Annotated in this window: 20 protein-coding genes; 12 read left to right on the forward strand and 8 right to left on the reverse strand. The window is 63.7% G+C overall.

Features of this window, described 5'->3' with window-relative positions; translation table 11 throughout:
* Nucleotides 1-64: 64 nt before the first annotated feature.
* Genes folP through folK form a run of 3 tightly spaced genes read left to right on the forward strand, consistent with a single transcriptional unit; the run spans nt 65 to nt 1,807 of the window.
* Nucleotides 65-910, forward strand: a complete 846-nt coding sequence (gene folP / locus NKJ78_RS03120; RefSeq protein WP_352459404.1) for a dihydropteroate synthase — start codon at nt 65-67, stop codon at nt 908-910.
* A 35-nt stretch (nt 911-945) separates the two neighbouring features.
* Entirely contained in the window at nt 946-1,305 is a 360-nt protein-coding gene (gene folB, locus NKJ78_RS03125) for a dihydroneopterin aldolase (protein WP_023673502.1), read from the forward strand.
* Nucleotides 1,289-1,807 (forward strand): 2-amino-4-hydroxy-6-hydroxymethyldihydropteridine diphosphokinase, encoded by a 519-nt coding sequence (folK, locus tag NKJ78_RS03130; RefSeq protein WP_352459403.1) that lies wholly within the window; start codon nt 1,289-1,291, stop codon nt 1,805-1,807. The genes folB and folK overlap by 17 nt, the downstream gene beginning before the upstream one ends.
* Here folK and NKJ78_RS03135 read toward each other — a convergent pair.
* Nucleotides 1,804-2,352 carry a DUF924 family protein gene (locus tag NKJ78_RS03135; RefSeq protein ID WP_352459402.1) on the reverse strand — a complete coding sequence of 183 codons (549 nt, stop codon included), beginning with the start codon at nt 2,350-2,352 and terminating at the stop codon, nt 1,804-1,806. The genes folK and NKJ78_RS03135 overlap by 4 nt on opposite strands.
* Nucleotides 2,352-4,199, reverse strand: a complete 1,848-nt coding sequence (locus NKJ78_RS03140) for a monovalent cation:proton antiporter-2 (CPA2) family protein (protein WP_352562339.1) — start codon at nt 4,197-4,199, stop codon at nt 2,352-2,354. The genes NKJ78_RS03135 and NKJ78_RS03140 overlap by 1 nt, the downstream gene beginning before the upstream one ends.
* A gap of 160 nt (nt 4,200-4,359) precedes the next feature.
* On the opposite strand from NKJ78_RS03140, the gene NKJ78_RS03145 reads away from it, so the two are divergent.
* The 3 genes from NKJ78_RS03145 to NKJ78_RS03155 all read left to right on the forward strand — a co-directional run bounded on the left by NKJ78_RS03145 (nt 4,360) and on the right by NKJ78_RS03155 (nt 7,068).
* The gene (locus NKJ78_RS03145) at nt 4,360-5,349 is read left to right on the forward strand and encodes an AraC family transcriptional regulator (RefSeq protein WP_023688656.1); all 990 of its coding nucleotides are present in this window, start codon (nt 4,360-4,362) and stop codon (nt 5,347-5,349) included.
* Nucleotides 5,350-5,409: 60 nt separating this feature from the next.
* The gene (locus NKJ78_RS03150) at nt 5,410-6,618 is read left to right on the forward strand and encodes an MFS transporter (RefSeq protein WP_352459400.1); all 1,209 of its coding nucleotides are present in this window, start codon (nt 5,410-5,412) and stop codon (nt 6,616-6,618) included.
* Nucleotides 6,619-6,801: 183 nt separating this feature from the next.
* A complete protein-coding gene (locus NKJ78_RS03155; RefSeq protein WP_023688654.1) occupies nt 6,802-7,068 on the forward strand; it encodes a hypothetical protein in 267 nt (88 codons plus the stop codon).
* A 338-nt stretch (nt 7,069-7,406) separates the two neighbouring features.
* Here NKJ78_RS03155 and NKJ78_RS03160 read toward each other — a convergent pair whose 3' ends face one another.
* From NKJ78_RS03160 to NKJ78_RS03175, 4 genes are all read right to left on the reverse strand, one after another.
* A complete protein-coding gene (locus NKJ78_RS03160; protein WP_023673495.1) occupies nt 7,407-7,955 on the reverse strand; it encodes a hypothetical protein in 549 nt (182 codons plus the stop codon).
* Between the two features lie 82 nt (nt 7,956-8,037).
* Complete coding sequence (locus NKJ78_RS03165) at nt 8,038-9,102, reverse strand: YcjF family protein (RefSeq protein WP_023685990.1); 1,065 nt, start codon at nt 9,100-9,102, stop codon at nt 8,038-8,040.
* Nucleotides 9,099-10,577 (reverse strand): YcjX family GTP-binding protein, encoded by a 1,479-nt coding sequence (locus NKJ78_RS03170; RefSeq protein ID WP_352459399.1) that lies wholly within the window; start codon nt 10,575-10,577, stop codon nt 9,099-9,101. The genes NKJ78_RS03165 and NKJ78_RS03170 overlap by 4 nt, the downstream gene beginning before the upstream one ends.
* Before the next feature lie 86 nt (nt 10,578-10,663).
* The gene (locus tag NKJ78_RS03175) at nt 10,664-11,167 is read right to left on the reverse strand and encodes a SixA phosphatase family protein (protein ID WP_023696494.1); all 504 of its coding nucleotides are present in this window, start codon (nt 11,165-11,167) and stop codon (nt 10,664-10,666) included.
* A 69-nt stretch (nt 11,168-11,236) separates the two neighbouring features.
* On the opposite strand from NKJ78_RS03175, the gene NKJ78_RS03180 reads away from it, so the two are divergent.
* Together NKJ78_RS03180 and dksA are read left to right on the forward strand one after the other, a co-directional pair.
* A complete protein-coding gene (locus NKJ78_RS03180) occupies nt 11,237-11,416 on the forward strand; it encodes a hypothetical protein (RefSeq protein WP_023696495.1) in 180 nt (59 codons plus the stop codon).
* Nucleotides 11,417-11,421: 5 nt separating this feature from the next.
* Nucleotides 11,422-11,838, forward strand: a complete 417-nt coding sequence (dksA, locus tag NKJ78_RS03185) for an RNA polymerase-binding protein DksA (RefSeq protein WP_023673491.1) — start codon at nt 11,422-11,424, stop codon at nt 11,836-11,838.
* A 175-nt stretch (nt 11,839-12,013) separates the two neighbouring features.
* Here dksA and NKJ78_RS03190 read toward each other — a convergent pair whose 3' ends face one another.
* On the reverse strand, nt 12,014-12,730 hold the full coding sequence (locus NKJ78_RS03190) for a flagellar biosynthetic protein FliO (RefSeq protein ID WP_023693371.1): 717 nt from the start codon (nt 12,728-12,730) through the stop codon (nt 12,014-12,016).
* 205 nt (nt 12,731-12,935) lie between these two features.
* Between NKJ78_RS03190 and cckA the strand changes: the two genes are divergently transcribed.
* Nucleotides 12,936-15,506 (forward strand): cell cycle histidine kinase CckA, encoded by a 2,571-nt coding sequence (cckA, locus tag NKJ78_RS03195; protein ID WP_023688649.1) that lies wholly within the window; start codon nt 12,936-12,938, stop codon nt 15,504-15,506.
* Nucleotides 15,507-15,590: 84 nt separating this feature from the next.
* On the forward strand, nt 15,591-16,301 hold the full coding sequence (locus NKJ78_RS03200; protein ID WP_023736554.1) for a purine-nucleoside phosphorylase: 711 nt from the start codon (nt 15,591-15,593) through the stop codon (nt 16,299-16,301).
* A gap of 5 nt (nt 16,302-16,306) precedes the next feature.
* Here NKJ78_RS03200 and NKJ78_RS03205 read toward each other — a convergent pair whose 3' ends face one another.
* Entirely contained in the window at nt 16,307-16,609 is a 303-nt protein-coding gene (locus tag NKJ78_RS03205; RefSeq protein WP_023670924.1) for a ribbon-helix-helix domain-containing protein, read from the reverse strand.
* 220 nt (nt 16,610-16,829) lie between these two features.
* Here NKJ78_RS03205 and NKJ78_RS03210 point away from each other — a divergent pair, with 220 nt between their 5' ends.
* Together NKJ78_RS03210 and NKJ78_RS03215 are read left to right on the forward strand one after the other, a co-directional pair.
* Nucleotides 16,830-17,225 carry a VOC family protein gene (locus NKJ78_RS03210; RefSeq protein WP_023684616.1) on the forward strand — a complete coding sequence of 132 codons (396 nt, stop codon included), beginning with the start codon at nt 16,830-16,832 and terminating at the stop codon, nt 17,223-17,225.
* Between the two features lie 81 nt (nt 17,226-17,306).
* Entirely contained in the window at nt 17,307-17,831 is a 525-nt protein-coding gene (locus tag NKJ78_RS03215; RefSeq protein ID WP_352459398.1) for a gluconate 2-dehydrogenase subunit 3 family protein, read from the forward strand.
* Nucleotides 17,832-17,847: the final 16 nt, after the last annotated feature.

Consider the following 17,847-nt stretch of genomic DNA (forward strand, 5'->3'; position numbering starts at 1 on the left):
GCAAGCGCTCGATGAGCCACATGCCAATGAGCCACATGCCAATGAGACACATGGTTGAAGGACAATGACGACAAGGCGATGGCAACTGGCGCATAAGTGCCATCTCGACCTTGGCGAGAAAGCCATTGTGGTCGGCATTCTCAACGTCACGCCCGACAGTTTTTCGGATGGCGGACTGTTCATCACGCCTGACCAGGCGGTGGCGCAGGCGCACCGCATGGTGGAAGAAGGCGCCGCCGTCGTCGATATCGGCGGGGAATCGACGCGCCCCGGCGCCTCGCCCGTGACGCCTGAAGAAGAGCAGGCCCGCATCCTGCCGGTGATCGCAGCACTTGCCGGTTCAGGCGAAGCCCTGATGTCGGTCGACACCTATCGCGAGGAAACCGCGCGCCTCGCCGTCGCCGCCGGTGCGCATATCGTCAACGATGTCTGGGGCTTGCAGCGTGAACCCGGCATCGCCCGCGTCGCCGCCGAGACCGGCGCCGGACTGGTCATCATGCATACCGGGCGCGAGCGGCAAAAACTGCCCGACGTCATCGCCGACCAGTTTTTGTTCCTCAAGGCTTCGCTGGAAATCGCCAGGCGCAGCGGCGTTGCGGACGATCATATCGTACTCGATGCCGGCTTCGGCTTCGCCAAGGAGACGGCTGAGGAAAACCTCGACCTGATGGCGCGGTTTTCCGAGCTTAAGGAGCTCGGTTTTCCCTTGATGGCCGGCACCTCCAGAAAACGCTTCATCGGCACCGTCACCGGCCGCGAAGCCGGCGCGCGCGCCGCCGGGACGGCAGCCACCAGTGTCATTCTGAGGCTGAAGGGCGCCGATCTGTTTCGCGTCCACGATGTCGCAATCAACGTGGACGCACTGGCCGTCGCCGATGCTATGCTGGCGCGTGAAAAGCCAGGACGCTGAGCCCAGGACACCAAGAAATGCCAGGACACTAAGAAATGTACGTCATCCGCATGAAGAACTGCGCCTTCTTTGCCCGGCACGGCGTGCTGGACGAGGAAGAGGCGCTTGGCCAGCGTTTTTATGTCGATGCCGAGTTGACGGTCGAGCCCAGCCGCCCACTGGAGGATGATTCCATCGAGGACACCGTCAATTACGGCATCGCCTTCACGGTGATTGAAAAGATCGTCACTGGACATCGCCGTTTCCTGATCGAGGCGCTGGCGCTCGAAGTAGCGAAGGCACTGACTTCACGGTTTCCGCAGATCAGGAAGGCCGAGATCACCGTGCGCAAGCCCAACGCACCGGTGCCCGGCGTGCTCGATTACGTCGAGGTGACCGTTGTCTGGCCAGAGTAACAATAACACGGTCTATCTCAGCCTTGGCGGCAATCTCGGCGATCCCTCGGCCTCGATGGCCACGGCGGTGCGCCTGCTGGACGCCGACGAGAACACGCGGGTCATCGCCGTCTCCTCGCTCTATCGCACGCCGCCCTGGGGCAAGCTCGACCAGCCGGATTTTCTCAACGCCGCTGCCAAAATCTCGACCGCGCTGGCGCCAAGGGCGCTGCTCGACCTCTGCCTCGAGGCCGAGCGCAAGCTGAAGCGGATCCGCGAGGAGCGCTGGGGGCCGCGCCTGATCGACATCGACATATTGGTGTTCGGCGACCGCATCATCCACGAAACCGGGCTGGAGGTGCCGCATCCCAGGATGCTGGAGCGCGCCTTCGTGCTGGCGCCCTTGGCAGAGATCGCGCCGGATCTGGCGGTGGGCGGCAGGAGCGTGACCGAGCGGCTCAGCGCCGTCGATACGTCAGGCATAGAGCGGCTGGCTTCCGGCCGCGACTGGTGGCTGGGTTAACCGGAGAAGCCGCCGCCATCGAGAAATGCCTGTTCGTCTGCCGTCGTCTCGCGGCCAAGCATCTTGTTCCTATGTGGAAAGCGGCCGAAGCGCTGGATTATGTCGCGGTGCTCGACCGCGTATTTCACATAGTTCGGCGCCCTGGCGGTGGTGAGTTCGACCGATTTGTCCTGGTCCGCGGGCAGTTCCGAATGTTCGTAGGGCAGGTACAGGAAGACGCGAAGGTTTTCTTCCAGCGAAAGGTCATGGCCTGCCGCAATCGCCTTGGCGGCAAAGTGCCTTGCCAGCGGATCGGTGGCGTACATATGGCCTGAGCCGCGAAAGCAGTTGCGCGGAAACTGGTCGAGCAGGATCATCAGCGCCAGCGAACCCTCGGCATGCTCCGACCATGCGTCGCACTCGCGCCGCGCGGCGGCAAAGTGCAGGTCGAGAAACCTGCTGCGGAAATTCGCGTCGAAGGCGTCGTTCTTCTCGAACCACGCATCTTCGCCGGCCTCGCGCCAGAATTTTGTGACGGCGAGCGCGCGCTCATCCAATGCGGTCATCAGCTTTCCCCCTGATCGGCGGGCTCCGGCTTGTGCAGCACGCCGGCCGTCTCTTCGTTCAGCGCCTGGCCGGGCCGGCGCGGTTGCGTCAGCGGCGTCGGGATCGGCGTGCCGGTATTGCCCCTGAGGAAACGTTGCCCGGCGCGGACGCCTTCGGCCAGCTGCGTCTCCAGTCGGGCATTGTCGCGCCGTCGCACATCCTCGATGACATCGGCGACATCTTCCGGCTCGACGCCCAAAACCTCGAGCGCGGAACCGCCGAAGACGAGGGCCGATTCGAAGGTCTCGCGCAGTTGGAAGTCGACGCCGGCGCGGATGAGCGAGAGCGCGGTGCCGCGATCGTACGCGCGTGCCAGGACGGTCAGCAGCGGGAACTCCGCCTTGATCAGTTCCGCCATGCGCACGGCGGCGTCCGGCTTGTCGACGCAGATCAGCACGGCGCGCGCGCGGCCTGCACCTGCGGCGCGCAGAATGTCGAGCCGCGTGCCGTCGCCATAATAGACCTTGAAGCCGAAATCGGCGGCCGCCTGGATCATTTCGACATCATTGTCGATGATCGACACATCGATGCCGCGCAACAAAAGCGGCTGGCTGGCGATCTGGCCGAAACGGCCGAAGCCGATGACCAGCACACTGCCGGTAAGGCCGTCGGCGATGTCGACGCCTTCAAGCGACTGCTCGTCGCGCGGCGTCAAATATTTGAGCGCAATGATGGCCAGCGGCGTCAGCACCATGGAGATGATGATGATAGCGGTCAGCGTTGCGTTGGCCCGGCTGTCGATGATGCCAACCGCCGCCGCGGCCGAATAGAGGACGAAGGCGAATTCGCCGCCTTGCGCCATGATCACGGCGCGTTCCAGCGCTTCACGATGACCGCTCTTCAGCATGCGGGCGACGAGATAGATGCCGAGCGCATTCATCGCCATGTAGGCGACGACATAGACGGCGATCAGCCGCCAGTTGTCGGCCACCACATGCAGGTCGAGCGACATGCCGACGGCGAGGAAGAACAGGCCAAGCAGGATGCCGCGGAATGGCTCGACGTCGGCCTCCAGCTGGTGGCGGAAGGTCGATTCCGACAACAGCACGCCGGCCAGGAAGGCGCCCATCGCCATCGAGAGGCCGGAAAGCTGCATAACCAGCGCCGACCCCAGCACGACCAGAAGTGCTGCCGCCGTCATGACTTCGCGCGCCTTGGCGTCGGCCAGGATGCGGAAGAACGGGTTGAGCAGATAGCGGCCGGCCACCACCAGCCCGACGATGGCGCCAAGACCGATGCCGATTTCGGCCAGCCTCTGCTGCAGGGTCATCTCGGCGCCGCCCGGCGCCAGGAAGGCGACCAGCGCCAGAAGCGGCACGATTGCCAGATCCTCGAGCAGCAGGATGGACACGATGCGCTGGCCCTTGGGGCTGGCCATCTCGCCACGCTCTTCGAGAAGCTGCATGACGATCGCCGTCGAGGTCAGGACGAAGCCGGCGCCGGCAACGAAGGATTGCGCGATCGGAAAGCCGCCGGCGAGACCAACACCGGTAAGCAGCAATGCGCAGACGCCGACCTGCAGCGCGCCGAGGCCGAAAATCTCGCGGCGCAGGCCCCATAGCCGCGACGGCTGCATCTCCAGCCCGATGATGAACAGGAACATGACCACGCCGAGTTCGGCGACATGCAGGATGGCTTCCGATTCGGAAAAAATGCCAATACCGAACGGGCCGATGACCACGCCCGCGGCGAGATAGCCGAGGATCGAGCCCAGCCCCATGCGTTTGAAGATCGGAACGGCGACGACGCCTGCGGCAAGCAGCGCCACCACCTGAATGAGATCGCTGCCCGATGCTTCCGCTGCCATGCCTCATGTCCCTGTGTCCGACAGCACTCCTTGCATGCACTGGGAGCGGGAGGCAAGGGCGGGAAGCCTGCCAGAATGGGTAGGGTGCCGTGGCAGCGATTCCCCCGTGGAAGAACAGTCTGCGCTTGCCTGTCGGACGGCCGGTATCTATATCTGGCAAATGCCTGATTATTCGTCCCGGCCGTCGCCGCTGCCACATATCCCGATGGATGCGCTCAGCGAAGTTCTGCAAGACTTTCGCTTGAGTGGCGTCAACTATGGCCGCTGCGAACTCCGGCACCCATGGAGCATAGACTTTCCGCAACAACAACTGCTTCGTTTTCACTTTGTCGGCCAGGGTCCATGCTGGATTCACACCGAAGCGCAAGGCTGGCAGGAGTTGCGCGATGGCGATCTGGTGCTGCTGCCGCAAGGCATCGCCCATCGGCTGGCGAGTGCGCCGGACGTGGTGGGCGATTCGCTCGAGGGCTGCCAGGTGATCAAGTTGGGCGGCAACGTTTGCGAAGTGATACGGCAGGGAACGGGCGCGACAAGCACCCTTTTCTGCGGCTCCATGTCTCTCGGCTCCTATGCGCTCAATCCGTTGATCACGTTGATGCCGCCTCTCATCAAGGGTTGCGACGTGGCCGGCAATGACCCGATGGTCGGCCCTTTGCTGGCGGCCATGACGGTGGAGGCCGCGCAACCGCAGATGGGCAGCGCCACCATCCTGTCGCGTATGGCGGATTTGCTGACAGCCAGGCTCATACGCTGCTGGGTCAATTGCAACGGCGCCTCGACCATCGGTTGGCTTGCAGCCATCCGCGACCCCCATATAGGGCGCGCTCTGGCGGCCATGCATCGCGACCCCGGCCACAGCTGGACGCTGGGAAGCCTGGCCGGCGTGGCAGGCCAATCGCGTTCGATTTTCGCCGAGCGCTTCAGCGCGGTATTGGGGGAGGGCGCCGCACATTATCTCGCCCGCCTGCGCATGCAGCTTGCCCGCGAATTGCTGGGCCAAAACGGCTTGTCTGTTGCCGAAGTCGCTACCCGTTTGGGCTATGATTCCGAGGCGTCCTTCGCCCGCGCGTTCAAGCGCATCACCAATGTCTCGCCAGGCGTTGTGCGCCGCACAATTCCCGGACGAATGGATATGAATTTCGGATTTTAAGGTACATAACATCCGGGCGGACTCGCCTATCTAAGATCTCCAAACTGTGGAGATCTTCCCGTGACTGACACAACATTACAGCTTGAAGACGCCGCCATTGGCCTTGATGCCGATGCACCAGCCGCGTGGAGCGCGGCCACCTGGTTCGCGGTCCTTTCATTGGCGGCCACCAGCTTTGCCCTGGTGTCTGCCGAATTCTTGCCGGCAGGTCTGTTGACGCCGATGGCGCGCGATCTCGGCATCAGCGAGGGAACGGCCGGACAGGTCGTCACCGCCACCGCTTCCGTTGGCGCCGTGACGGCCATGTTGAGCAATGTTCTCATCGGTCGATTGAACCGCAAGGCGGTGCTGGTTGGCCTCATGGCCCTGGCGGTCGGTTCCAATATTCTTGCGGCGCTGGCGCCCAATTTCTGGCTGCTGTTGCTGGGCCGGGCCGGGTTGGGGATCGCTCTTAGCGCTTTCTGGGCACTTTCCGTTGCCGTCGTGGCGCGGCTGGTTGGCGCCAATGCGACAGGTCGCGGCATGGCGATCGTGACCCTCGGCGTCTCGCTCGCCACCATTGCCGCGCCGTCGATGGGTGCGTTGATCAGTGACTGGCTGGGATGGCGCAGCGCCATGGCCATGACGGCGGGGCTGGCCGCGCTTGCCATGCTGCTGCAGCTTCTCAGCCTGCCGACCTTGCCTGCGGCGGCAAGCAACAGCCTTGCAGACGTCTTTCGGCTGACACGGCGGCGTGGCATCCAACTCGGCATGCTTGCCATTGTTCTGCTGATGACCGGGCATTTTGCCGGCTCGGTCTATGTGCGCCCGTTCCTCGAACAGGTGACGCTCCTCACAACCGGGCCGATTGCCCTGGCGCTGCTCGGGTTCGGCATCGCCGCTGTGATCGGCAATATTGCCGGTGGCCGCCTGGCCGACACCAACATCCACATGGCCCTCGCAGTAACCGCCGCGTTGATGGCGTTTGCGGCACTCGCTTTGGTGCTTTGGGGCGCGCAAACCGGCGTTGCCTTCGGCTTTGTTACGCTGTGGGGCTTCGCCTTCGGCATGGCGCCGGTGGTGCTGCCGACCAATATGTCCCGCGCGGCGCCTGATGCGCTGGAAGCAGCAGGCAGCCTGATGGTCACTTCCTTCCAGGTTGCCATCACCGTCGGTGCGGTTATCGGCGGTTATGTCGTGGACACCTATGGCGCTACGGGGCCTTTGACCCTAACCGCCGTCCTTGCCGCGGCGACGGCCGCACTGGCGCTGCTGCAGCCTCGTGGCTGAAACCTTGCTTCGTCTGACACGGACGGCCTCAATCAGGCCGTCCGCGCCGTTGCAGCAGCGCTGCACAAGTTTATGCGCCGCACACGTTGCGTTTTGCCGCAATCGGCGGCTATGGGACGCCAGGCTTCGGCCGTTGGAAGGCAGCGACGATCAAGTTCTGCCTTCGTGAGGAGAATGACTGACATGAAGAAGTTTTTGCTCGTCGGCGTGGGTGTCGCCATGCTTGCCGCATCGGCCTGTTCGAAGGCGCCTGAATGCACGCAGGAGATTGCCGCCAAGAAGGCGCAGGAGATGACCGCCGCGCTGCAGGAGGCGATCACCAAGGATCCGTCCAAGGCCGCCGACCTAACCGCCAAGGTGCAGGCTGTGACGACCAAATATCAGGGCGCCACCACGCCGGCCGACGCCTGCAAGGCCTATGACGAGCTGACGGCCGCCATCAAGGGCTGATTCTTCGTTCGGAAATTGAGAAAGGCGGTGGCTCGAGTAGCCGCCGCCTTTTTTGCTGGCGTTCTTAAAGCGCATCGCGCTGACACGAAGGACGGCCGGCACGCACAGGACCCTGACACGTTGGCCTTGCTGTGGCTTGGGCCGTCGGAGACGCTGACATCGTCGGTTGCGCGCCACATGTCCGATCGCGGCAGAAAGGTGCCGCACCGAGCGGCCCGTGCTTGAGGAGCGCCAACCCGGCCGCAAGGTGGCCTGTCATTTCCCGACATCGAGCTGAGCGGAACAGCTATCGCGCAGTGCAACCCCGTTCCGCGCATTTTGGGGGAACCGCTTGAGAGTCAGTTTTTGGCGATGGAGCCAACTTCGACGGCATCGACGCGCTTGAGGCTCATGCCGATGACCGGCACCAGCTGCTGGTCGACGCGCACGGCGATAGTCACCGTCATCGAATTGTCGTCGGGAATGCGGGCCTGCATGACGCCGCGCAATTGGTTGCGGTTGATGGTGAAGACGACTTTGCGGGCATCGACCACATTGCCGCCGATGATGTCCAGGCCCGACCCCGCGGCGCCGCCCATGAAATTGCCCTTGTAGTCGCGGCCCTTGCGCTCGACGGTCGCCGACATTTTCTGGGTGAAGACACCGACGCGGCAGTCGCCATCGAGCGTCATGCCGGTCTTGTTGTCCGGCGTCGAGCCGTCGAAGCTGCAGGTGAACTTCGTGCCCTTGTATTTGCCGGCGATGATTTCGCCCGGGCCGACCCATTTGCCTTCAACGGTGCGGAAGAACTGCTTGTCGGGCTCGGCTGCAAAGGCTTTCCCGGTCGGGCCCAGAGGTGCTGCAAGCGCGACCAGGGGCAGGACGCAGGACAAGATTACGCTTTTCATAGACGACACCCGGCAACAAGGAGGCTGTTGTTGGACGACCATGAACAAGATTGGTTAATGCTTGGTGACCGCGAGAGGGCGTTCACTTGCTTGAGGCGGGTGCTTCATTCTCTTTTTTGGCCGCAAACGAGGTCAGCGCCGACAGGAAATCGCCCATACCCGGCCGCCTGCCGGCAATGAAGGGCAGGGGCCGCGCCGTCTCCATGGCAGCAATGCCAATACGCGCCGTCATCATGCCGTTTACCACGCCTTCGCCGAGTTTCGCCGACAGTCGGGCGGCAAGGCCATGGCCGACGATCTGCTGGACGAAGCTGTCGCCGACGGCGATCGAGCCGGTCACCGCCAGATGGGCAAGAACGCTGCGCGCCAGCCGGAAAAAGCCCAGCGTGCCCGGCCTGCCGCCGTAGAGTTCGGACAAGCGGCGGATCAGGCGCCCGGCCTCGAACACGACATAGGCAACGTCTACGAGTGCGCGGGGGCTGACGGCGGTGACCAGCGACACGCGTTTGGCTGCTTCGAGGATCATCACCTTGGCTCTCGCATCGAGCGGCCCGAGAATCTCGGCCTCAGCCAGTCGCACCAGATTGCCGCCGTCGATGATCTCGCCGCGCAATTCGGCCAGGGAGCGCCTGCCGGCCGCGGTTTCGGGTTTCGCAGCGACAAAGGCCGAAAGCTCTTCGACGACGGCCCTTGCAGCCTTCGGATCGTCGCGCGCCACGGCATCGAGCGCCCGCTTTTGCAGTTTTTCGACCTCGGCCAGCCGGGCAATAGCCAGGAATTCCCGCACCAGCACGACCGCGAGCGCCAACACGACAATTGCGGCCATTGCCGCTGCCAGCCAACCCAGCCACTCTGCGCGCTCGAACAGGTCGCGGATGAGCTGGTCGGTCCACAGGCCGACGGCGAGCGAAACCAGCACGCCGGCCGCGCCGAAAAACAGGCTGGAAAACAGCGAGCGCCTGCGCGGTGCGGTCGCCGGCGGCGGTTCGGCGGCGACAATGTCGGGTTCGTCGAAGACATCGATCTCGGCCGGCACGACGACGGCGCGCGGCTTGCGCGGCGGCTCGGCATGGGGGCGGCGCGTTTCCTGCTTCGGTCCGGCCTCCGGCTCGATGCGGAAAGCTGCCGGTCTGCGGGGCGCGGTCATGCCAGATGGTCTCCGATCAGGAACTGCAAGGCGCGGTCGAGCCTGATATGCGGCAGCGACAGCGTGACGCCTTCGGCGGTGCGTTCGAGCTTTGGCGGGCGAAAGCGCACGAAACGGATCGCCGGATCGTCGCTGCTCTGCCGATGGTCAGATTCGGAAACGTCGAAAACCTCATCAATTTTTTCCGGCAAGTCCCCCGGAAATATCGCGGTTTCGGTTTTGCCATCGAAGGTTTCGTCGTTGATCTTCTCGCCTTTCAGCGGCGTGCCGATGATCACCGGCAGGGTGTCGCGGCCTTGCTTGACCGTGCCTTCGCGCGTCGCGCGCACCGCCGCCATGGCGACCACGTCGACATCGGCACCGGTGAAATTTGCCCGCGCCACGGCGCGGTCGGCAAGCCGCCGCACGATTGCCTGCAGCCGGTCATGGCTTTCGTGATGCAAATGGTCGGCCTTGGTCGCGGCAACCAGAATGCGGTCGATGCGGCGTGAAAACAGGTCGGTGAGGAAATTGCCTCGGCCAGGACGGAAACAGGAGAGGATTTCGGTCACCGCGCGTTCCAGGTCGGCCATCGCGCCAGGGCCGGCGTTCAGCGCCTGCATGGCGTCGATCACCACGATCTGGCGGTCGAGGCGGGTGATGTGTTCGCGGAAGAACGGTTTCACCACATGCGTCTTGTAGGCCTCGTAGCGGCGCTCCATCATCGCTTGCAGCGAGCCGGACCGCGGCCGTTTCTCACCCTTGAGCAGCAAGGGCGCGAAGGTCAGCGCCGGCGATCCCTCGAGGTCGCCAGGCATCAGGAAACGGCCGGGCGGCAAGGTCGAAAGCGCCCGCTCGTCGAGCTTGCAGGCCTTGAGGTAGGCGGCAAAACTCTCGGCGAGGCGCCGCGCCGTCATCTCGTCGGCTTCGGCATTGGGTTCGATCCTCGCCGACAGCGCCCGCCAGTCCTGCGACAGGTCGGCCCGCACCGGCAGCATCGCCATCTCGAACGCCTCGCGCGAAAAATCGGCGAAGGATTTGCCGAGCAGCGGCAGGTCGAGCAGCCATTCGCCGGGGTAGTCGACGATGTCGACCGACAATCGGCCGCTGGAAAACATCCGGTTCCAACCGGAGGCAGACTCATATTCGATGGTGAGCCTGAGTTCCGAAATGGCGCGCGTCGAGTCCGGCCAGACACGGTCGTTGACCAGGGCGGAGATATGGTCCTCGTACTGAAAACGCGGCACGGCATCGTCCGGCTGTTCCTCGAGGAAGGCGCGAGCGATCCGTCCCGACTTCTGCGCCTCGAACAGCGGCAGGCGCCCACCATGGATGAGATTGTGGACAAGGGCGGAGATGAACACTGTCTTGCCGGCGCGCGAAAGGCCGGTAACGCCCAGCCGAAGCGACGGCGAAAAAAGCCCGCTCGCACGCCCCGACAGCGTATCCAGGGCAATTCTCGCTTCGTCGGTGAAAGTGGTCAGCGATGATGCCAAAATCTGTTCTCTCGAGGCTTCCGTTCGCCCGATATAGGCTTTGCATCTCCAGTTTGAAATGGCGCCTGGACCTGGCCGGTTTCCGCTCAGAGATCGGCGGGCGTCAGGAAGGCTTCGAGATAGCCCGAACCTTGCGCGGCGTCGGTGAGGGTACCGTCGAAGCGCACGACCGCAAGGCCGGAGGTCGGGAAACCATGGTTCATGATGGCCCGCGCGGCCTCGTCGCCATCGCCCGAGACCGCCATGGCAAGGTCTTCCGTCATCGGATTGTGGCCGATGACCAGCAGCGAGCCGGGGCCGCCATTGCTGCGGATGATGGCGAGGTAGCCGGCGGCATCCTCGCTGTAGAGCGTGTCGAAGAACAGCACCCGGCCGGTATCGGTGTGGCCGGCGATGCCTTCCAGCGTCTGGCGCGCCCGCTTGGCGTTGGAGCAGAGCGTGATATCGGGGATGTAGTTGCGGGCACGCATCGCAGTCCCCATCATTTCGGCATCGGCAATGCCGGATGCGTCGAGCGGGCGATCGAAGTCGCGCACGCCGGGAAGGGCCCAGCCAGCCTTCGCATGCCTCAACAGATACAGTCTGCTCACCGGACCCCCAATGGTGTGCTGCCCACCAATGACACAACTGGATTAGCCACGAGAAAGGCCTGAGGCACAATGGGCGGCGACGCCCAAGCGCAGCGAATCATGTGCGAATTCGCCCGCGCCCTTGCTATGGAAGGCTTTGCTGAGGATCGCCCGCGCGGCATTAACAATTGCGTGAAACGCGCGCGGATTACGCTTGTGCAGCCTTCTCTGCGCGAATATATAGGCGCCAAATTTGGGGTTGTTGGGTGAGTCGAATGAACGATATCGTTACAGCCAATTACGTACCCTCCGAAGACGAGCCGTTCATGAACGAACGGCAGAAATCCTACTTTCGCCTGAAGCTCGTCACCTGGAAGACCGACATACTGCGCGAAGCGCGCGAAACCCTCGAAATCCTGCAGCAGGAAAACGCCAACCATCCCGATCTCGCCGATCGCGCTTCCTCGGAAACCGACCGCGCCATCGAGCTTCGGGCCCGCGACCGCCAGCGCAAGCTCATTTCAAAGATCGATTCGGCGCTGCAGCGCATCGATGAAGGCACATACGGCTATTGCGAGGAAACCGGCGAGCCGATCGCGCTGAAGCGGCTGGATGCGCGTCCGATCGCGACCTTGTCGATCGAAGCGCAGGAGCGCCACGAACGCCGTGAGAAGGTCTATCGCGACGATTGAGCCGCTGCCGTCAGGCAGGACTGTTTCATCAGAAATGGCCGGGTTTCCCGGCCATTTCTGTTTTTGGCCGAAGGGTTTAGTCCGCCCCCAAGTTAAAGCGCGTCGCGCTGAAACGGACGACACGCTTAAGCGGCGTTCGATCGGCAATCGGCAAGATGTGACGGTTCGCCGGGCTTTACCGTTTCTGGCTGGCGAGTTCGCCGAGCAGCTTGGTCATCTCGTCGTCGAGAGACTGCGGTGCCTTCGCAGCCGGCTTGCTTGCCGGTTTGGGGTGCGAATCGTCGAGCGAGACCTCGAGCTCCCGCATCAGGGTATCGTCGATGGACTCATGCTTCGGTGGCGGGGCCTGCCGGGCAGTATTGGCGGCGGAGCCATAGGCCGGCAGCGGTGTCACATTGCTCGCCTGGTAGATTTGAGCCGGTTTCGGCGCCGGCGCGGCCTGGCGCGGCGGAACGGCGGCTGGAGCAGCCCTTACCGGTTGCGGCGGTGGCGCCTGCCTTGCGGGCGCGGTGGGAGCGGGTTGTGCTGCGCGCGGCCGCGGCGCCTGTTGCTGCTGGCCAACACCGCCATCGCCGGTCAATGCCGGACGGCGTGGCGCTGCAAGTCTGATATCGCGCTCGACGACAACGTCGGTCGGGCCGCCGATCAAAAGCAGGTGTTCGATGTCGTCGCGACGGATGAGCACCAGCCGGCGGTGGCTGTCGACCGCCGTCGCGTCCATGACCGCCAGCCGTGTCTTGCGGTTCCTGCCGCCGGCAACGAAGGTGCCGAAGGTCAGGTTGCGGACCAGCCTGATGATGATGAGCACGATGACCAGCAGGACAAGGGCAGCAAACGTCCACAGCAGCGCTGCGGCATATCCGGGACCCGCCACATTATCCAGCCACTGCATCGGTGCCCCCAATCGGCTTTTGAAGTGGAGGGACACTAGACCGTTGCGGCCAGCCACCGCAAGTTGCCTTCACGCTTCGTGAACAGCTTGAAAACACCGACGCGTCATTTTTATCCGACATTTGCCGCCAGGGCCTTTTCCGGATTAGGAGAATGTGATTCAACCGGCCGGGGGCGGTGTCGGACAACTCACGAGCAGGGGGCATATGGCCAGGGAAACGCGCGGCGATTTCTATCCGGTACCGATCGTCGATCAGAACACGCGGCCAGGCGCGGTTACCCGGCTCATCGTGTTCATCATCGTCCTGACCGGGGCCGCGATCGTTTTCGGCATTTTCCGCGAGCGTCTTGGCGATCCGTTCCTGCTCGGCATGCTGGGCGTGCTTGCCATGATCGGCGTCGGCTTCCTGTTCGCCACGGCCATCGGCTTCGTGCAGATCGCGCCGCGTTCGACCGGGGATGAACTGTCGAAGGCCTTCGTCGATTCCATGTCGCAGGGCCTGATCGTCACCGACACGAAGGGCCGCGTGGTCTACGCCAACCGGGCCTATGCCGAGATGACCGGGGCTGCGTCGGCCGCCGATCTGAAGACGGTCGAAGGCCTGCTTTCCGATGTCCCCGAAGCTTCGGTGACCATATACCGGCTGGCCTCGGGCTTGCGCGATGGCCAGGCCGGCGACGGTGAGTTCCGGCTGGCACAGTCGATCCGGCCGGGCGCCGAACCCGGCGCGCGCTGGTACCGGGCGCGAGCCCGTACCTTCAGCGTTCCCGGTCAGCGCCTGCCGATGCTTGCCTGGCAACTCGCCGACATCTCGCAGGAACGGGCCGAGCAGGAGCGTTTCTTCCTCGACCTGCAAAAGGCTATCGACCATCTCGACCATGCGCCGGCCGGTTTCTTCTCGGCCGACCAGGAAGGCCGTGTCACCTACATCAACGCCACGCTCGCCGAATGGCTGGGCATCGATCTGGCGAGCTTCACCCCTGGCGCCGTGACACTCCCGGAAATCGTCGCCGGCGACGGCATGGCGCTGGTGCGCTCGGTCAAGGCCGATCCCGGCACCACCCGCAACGCCGTCATCGATCTCGATCTGACGACGACAACCGGCGAGGCGGTGCCGGTGCGCTTCATGCATCGGGTCTCGGCCAGCCGCGAGGGGACCAACGGTCCGACCCGCACCATTGTGCTCAACCGCACCCAGGGCGAGGACGCATCGGCCGACCTTCGGGCTTCGGAAGTGCGCTTCACCCGTTTCTTCAATTCGACGCCGATGGCCATTGCTGCCGTCGACAATGGCGGCCGCATCCTGCGCACCAACGCGCCGTTCCTGTCGCTGTTTTCCTCCGTCGTCGACGGCGACGCGGTTGACCGCCGCGTGCGGCTGGACACCGTGATCCATGAGCGCGACCGGCCGGCCTTTGCCGCCGCGTTCGAAAAGGCGCGGCTGAGGCAGGCCGACATCGAGCCGATCGACACGCTGCTGCCAGGCAATGAGGAGCGTCACATCCGCTTCTACGTCAACGCCGTCGCCGACGGCACCGGCGAGGGCGCCGAGGAATCGGCCATCGTCTATGCCGTCGAGACCACCGAGCAGAAGGCGCTCGAGGGCCAGATGGCGCAGAGCCAGAAGATGCAGGCGGTCGGACAGCTCGCCGGCGGCATCGCCCACGACTTCAACAATGTGCTGACCGCCATCATCATGGCGTCGGATCTTTTGCTGACCAATCACCGGCCGTCGGACCCGTCCTTCCCCGACATCATGAACATCAAGCAGAATGCCAACCGGGCGGCCTCGCTGGTGCGGCAGTTGCTCGCCTTCTCGCGCAAGCAGACATTGCGGCCGGAAGTGCTGAACCTGACCGACGTGCTTGCCGATCTCCGGATGCTGCTTGCCCGCCTGGTTGGCAACGAGATCAAGCTGAAGGTCGACCACGGCCGCGATTTGTGGCCGGTCAAGGTCGATATCGGCCAGTTCGAGCAGGTGGTGGTCAACCTGGCCGTCAACGCGCGCGACGCCATGCCGGCCGGCGGCGACCTCACCGTGCGCACCCGCAACGTCACCGCCGAACAATGCAAGAGCTTCTCCTACCGCGAGCTCACGCCTGCCGACTATGTCGTGGTCGAGGTCGAGGATAGCGGCTCGGGCATTGCGCCGGACGTGCTGAAGAAGATTTTTGAGCCGTTCTTCACCACCAAGGAAGTCGGCAAAGGCACCGGCCTTGGCCTGTCGATGGTCTATGGCATCATCAAGCAGACCGGCGGTTTCATCTTCTGCGATTCCGAAGTCGGCAAGGGTTCGACCTTCCGCATCTTCCTGCCGCGCCATATCGTGGAGGCGAAGAAGCCCGGCGACGTCAGCGAGGCGCCGGCTGCGCCGGTGAAAGCCGCCGACAGCGCCAAGGACCTGTCGGGCTCGGCCACTGTGCTCCTCGTCGAGGACGAAGACGCCGTGCGCATGGGCGGCTCGCGGGCGCTGACCTCGCGCGGCTATACCGTCCATGAGGCCTCCTCGGGCGTCGAGGCGCTGGAAGTCTTCGAGGCGCTCGGCGGCAAAGTCGATATCGTCGTGTCCGACGTGGTGATGCCGGAAATGGACGGACCGACGCTGCTCGGCGAACTGCGCAAGCGCCAGCCCGACATCAAGTTCGTCTTCGTGTCCGGCTATGCGGAAGACGCTTTCGCCAGAAACCTGCCGCCGGACGCGCAATTCGGCTTCCTGCCGAAGCCGTTCTCCCTCAAGCAGCTGGCCACCGTGGTCAAGGATGTGTTGGAGTCTTAGGGCGCCCTAATTCAAAGCTTGCGCAATGACGTGACGCTGCCATGATTGCAGGCGAAACGGGCGGCGGGTATTGGGGAGCATGTCGTGACGCCGCACAACGAGGCTGCCAGGGGCGACTATGCCGCAACGGTGCTGTTACCGGGCGATCCGCAACGCGCCGAGTGGATGGCAAAGACATTTCTTGAGGCACCGCGCTGCGTCAACCGCCGCCGGGGCGCACTCGGCTTCACTGGTCTCTATCGCGGCCGTCCCATCAGCATCCAGGCCACCGGCATCGGTGTCCCGTCTTTCCTGGTCTATGTGCATGAACTCCTGGATGTTCACGGCGTCAAAACGCTGATCCGCACAGGTACCTGCGGCGGCCTGACACCCCGCGTGCCGCTGCGCTCCTTGGTGATCTCGCAGTCGGTGCGCGCCGAAAGCGACCAAAGCGGCCAGGTCTTCGGCCTCTACGATGCTGCCGCCGGGCCCGATCCCGGCCTGTTCGCCCACGCTTTGGCCTGCGCCGCCCAGCTCGGCATCGACCACCAGGCCGGGCTGACCATCTGCAGCGATGTCTTCTACCACCCTGAAGGGCGCGACCGCTTTGCCGAAGCGCAGGCGCTTGGCGCTCTCGCTGTCGATATGGAAACCAGCGCACTCTACCGAATCGCGGCGCATTTCGGCGCCCGCGCGCTGTCGCTGCTGACCGTCGTCGACAACATCGTGACCGGCGAACAGACTGCCTATTCCGAACGTCAGGCGCTGTTCACCGATATGGCGCGGCTCGGGCTCGACGTTGCGGCGGAAGGCTAGCTTCCTCAGGCCGCTTCGCGCTTCGGCGTCAGCTCATCCATGTCTGGCCGGTGACCGCGCAGATAGAGCGCGCAGGTGGTACGCAGCATCGACGCGAAGTTGGGAATGGCGCCGTTGATCTCGATCGCCTCGTCATAGAGTTTTGAGATGAACTTCGGCGTCGTCAGGCCTTGGCTGTCGGCAATTTCGTCAAGCAGCGCCCAGAATGTTCCTTCAAGCTGGATACTCGTAGAGTGACCGTCGATGCGGATCGACCGGTTGATCTGTCGATAGCCTTCCGGATCCTGCCCGGCAAAAACCCTGCACATCCTTACCTCCCGATATTGTTGGTTTTGGGCGCAGCGTGTCGCGCCTTCAAGTTGTGGTTGTCCCTGCATGTTCGGCCTTGTGGGCCGAATCGGCAATCGGACTTTCGTCTTTAGGCGCAGGCATAGCAGCGATTGCAAATTTAGCCGTGGTAACCGGCTGCCACCACCTTTCGCGCGTGCCGCCCATAATCGCCTCCAACATGCAGCGGCGGAGACTGATTTGGCGAAGGCAATCCATTCCATGATCCGGGTTCTCCAAGAGGCCAGATCCGTCGATTTCTACAGAAACGCTTTCGGGCTCGATGTCGCCGACAGGCTGGATTTCGAGACATTCACGCTGATTTACCTTGCCAACGCCGAAACGGGGTTCGAGCTCGAACTCACCGTGAACAAGGGCCGCACCGAGCCTTATGGGCTAGGCGACGGTTATGGCCACCTGGCGGTCTCGGTGTCCGATCTCGACAGCGAACACGACCGGATCGGCGCGCTCGGCCTCAACCCCAAGAAGATCGTCGAATTCAACCGCGACGGATCGCTGATCGCCCGCTTTTTCTTCATCGAGGACCCCGACGGCTACAAGATCGAGGTTCTGCAGCGTGGAGGGCGCTTCCAGTAGGGGATTATCGGCCGCATTCAGCCGCGCGGCGCCAGCAACGGCGCTGTTCAAGGGCGCAAACAGCAAGCAGGGAGGAACAAAATGGTCACGATCTATGACGCGAGGCTCTCACGTCGTGAACTTCTCAAACGCGGCGGCATCGGCGCGTTGCTCGTCATTTCCGGCAGCGCCGTCATCAGCCCTGAAAATGCCTGGGGGCTCGAGACATCGGCGCTCAAGCCCGAAACCATGGCAACGCTGATCCAGATGGCGCGCGACATCTATCCGCACGATCAGGTGCCCGACAAATACTACGCCATCGCCGTAAAAGGGCATGATGAGCAGGCCGGCAAGGACGCTGCCTACAAGACGATGATCGAAGACGGCATCGCCGACCTCGACAAGAAGTCGGGCGAGGGCGGCTATCGCGGCCTCGGCTGGGAGGAGCAGCGCGTTGCCGTGCTACAGCAGATGGAGGCGACGCCGTTCTTCCAGTCCATCCGCGGCGGCCTCGTCGTCAGCCTCTACAACCAGCAGGAGGTGTGGCCGATCTTCGGCTACGAGGGCGAATCCTACTCCAAGGGCGGCTACATCGCGCGCGGTTTCGACGACATAGAGTGGCTCTGAGCCCTTCCGTCGTTCT

The organism is Mesorhizobium sp. M0037, from assembly GCF_040323635.1.
Classification (GTDB): Bacteria; Pseudomonadota; Alphaproteobacteria; order Rhizobiales; family Rhizobiaceae; genus Mesorhizobium.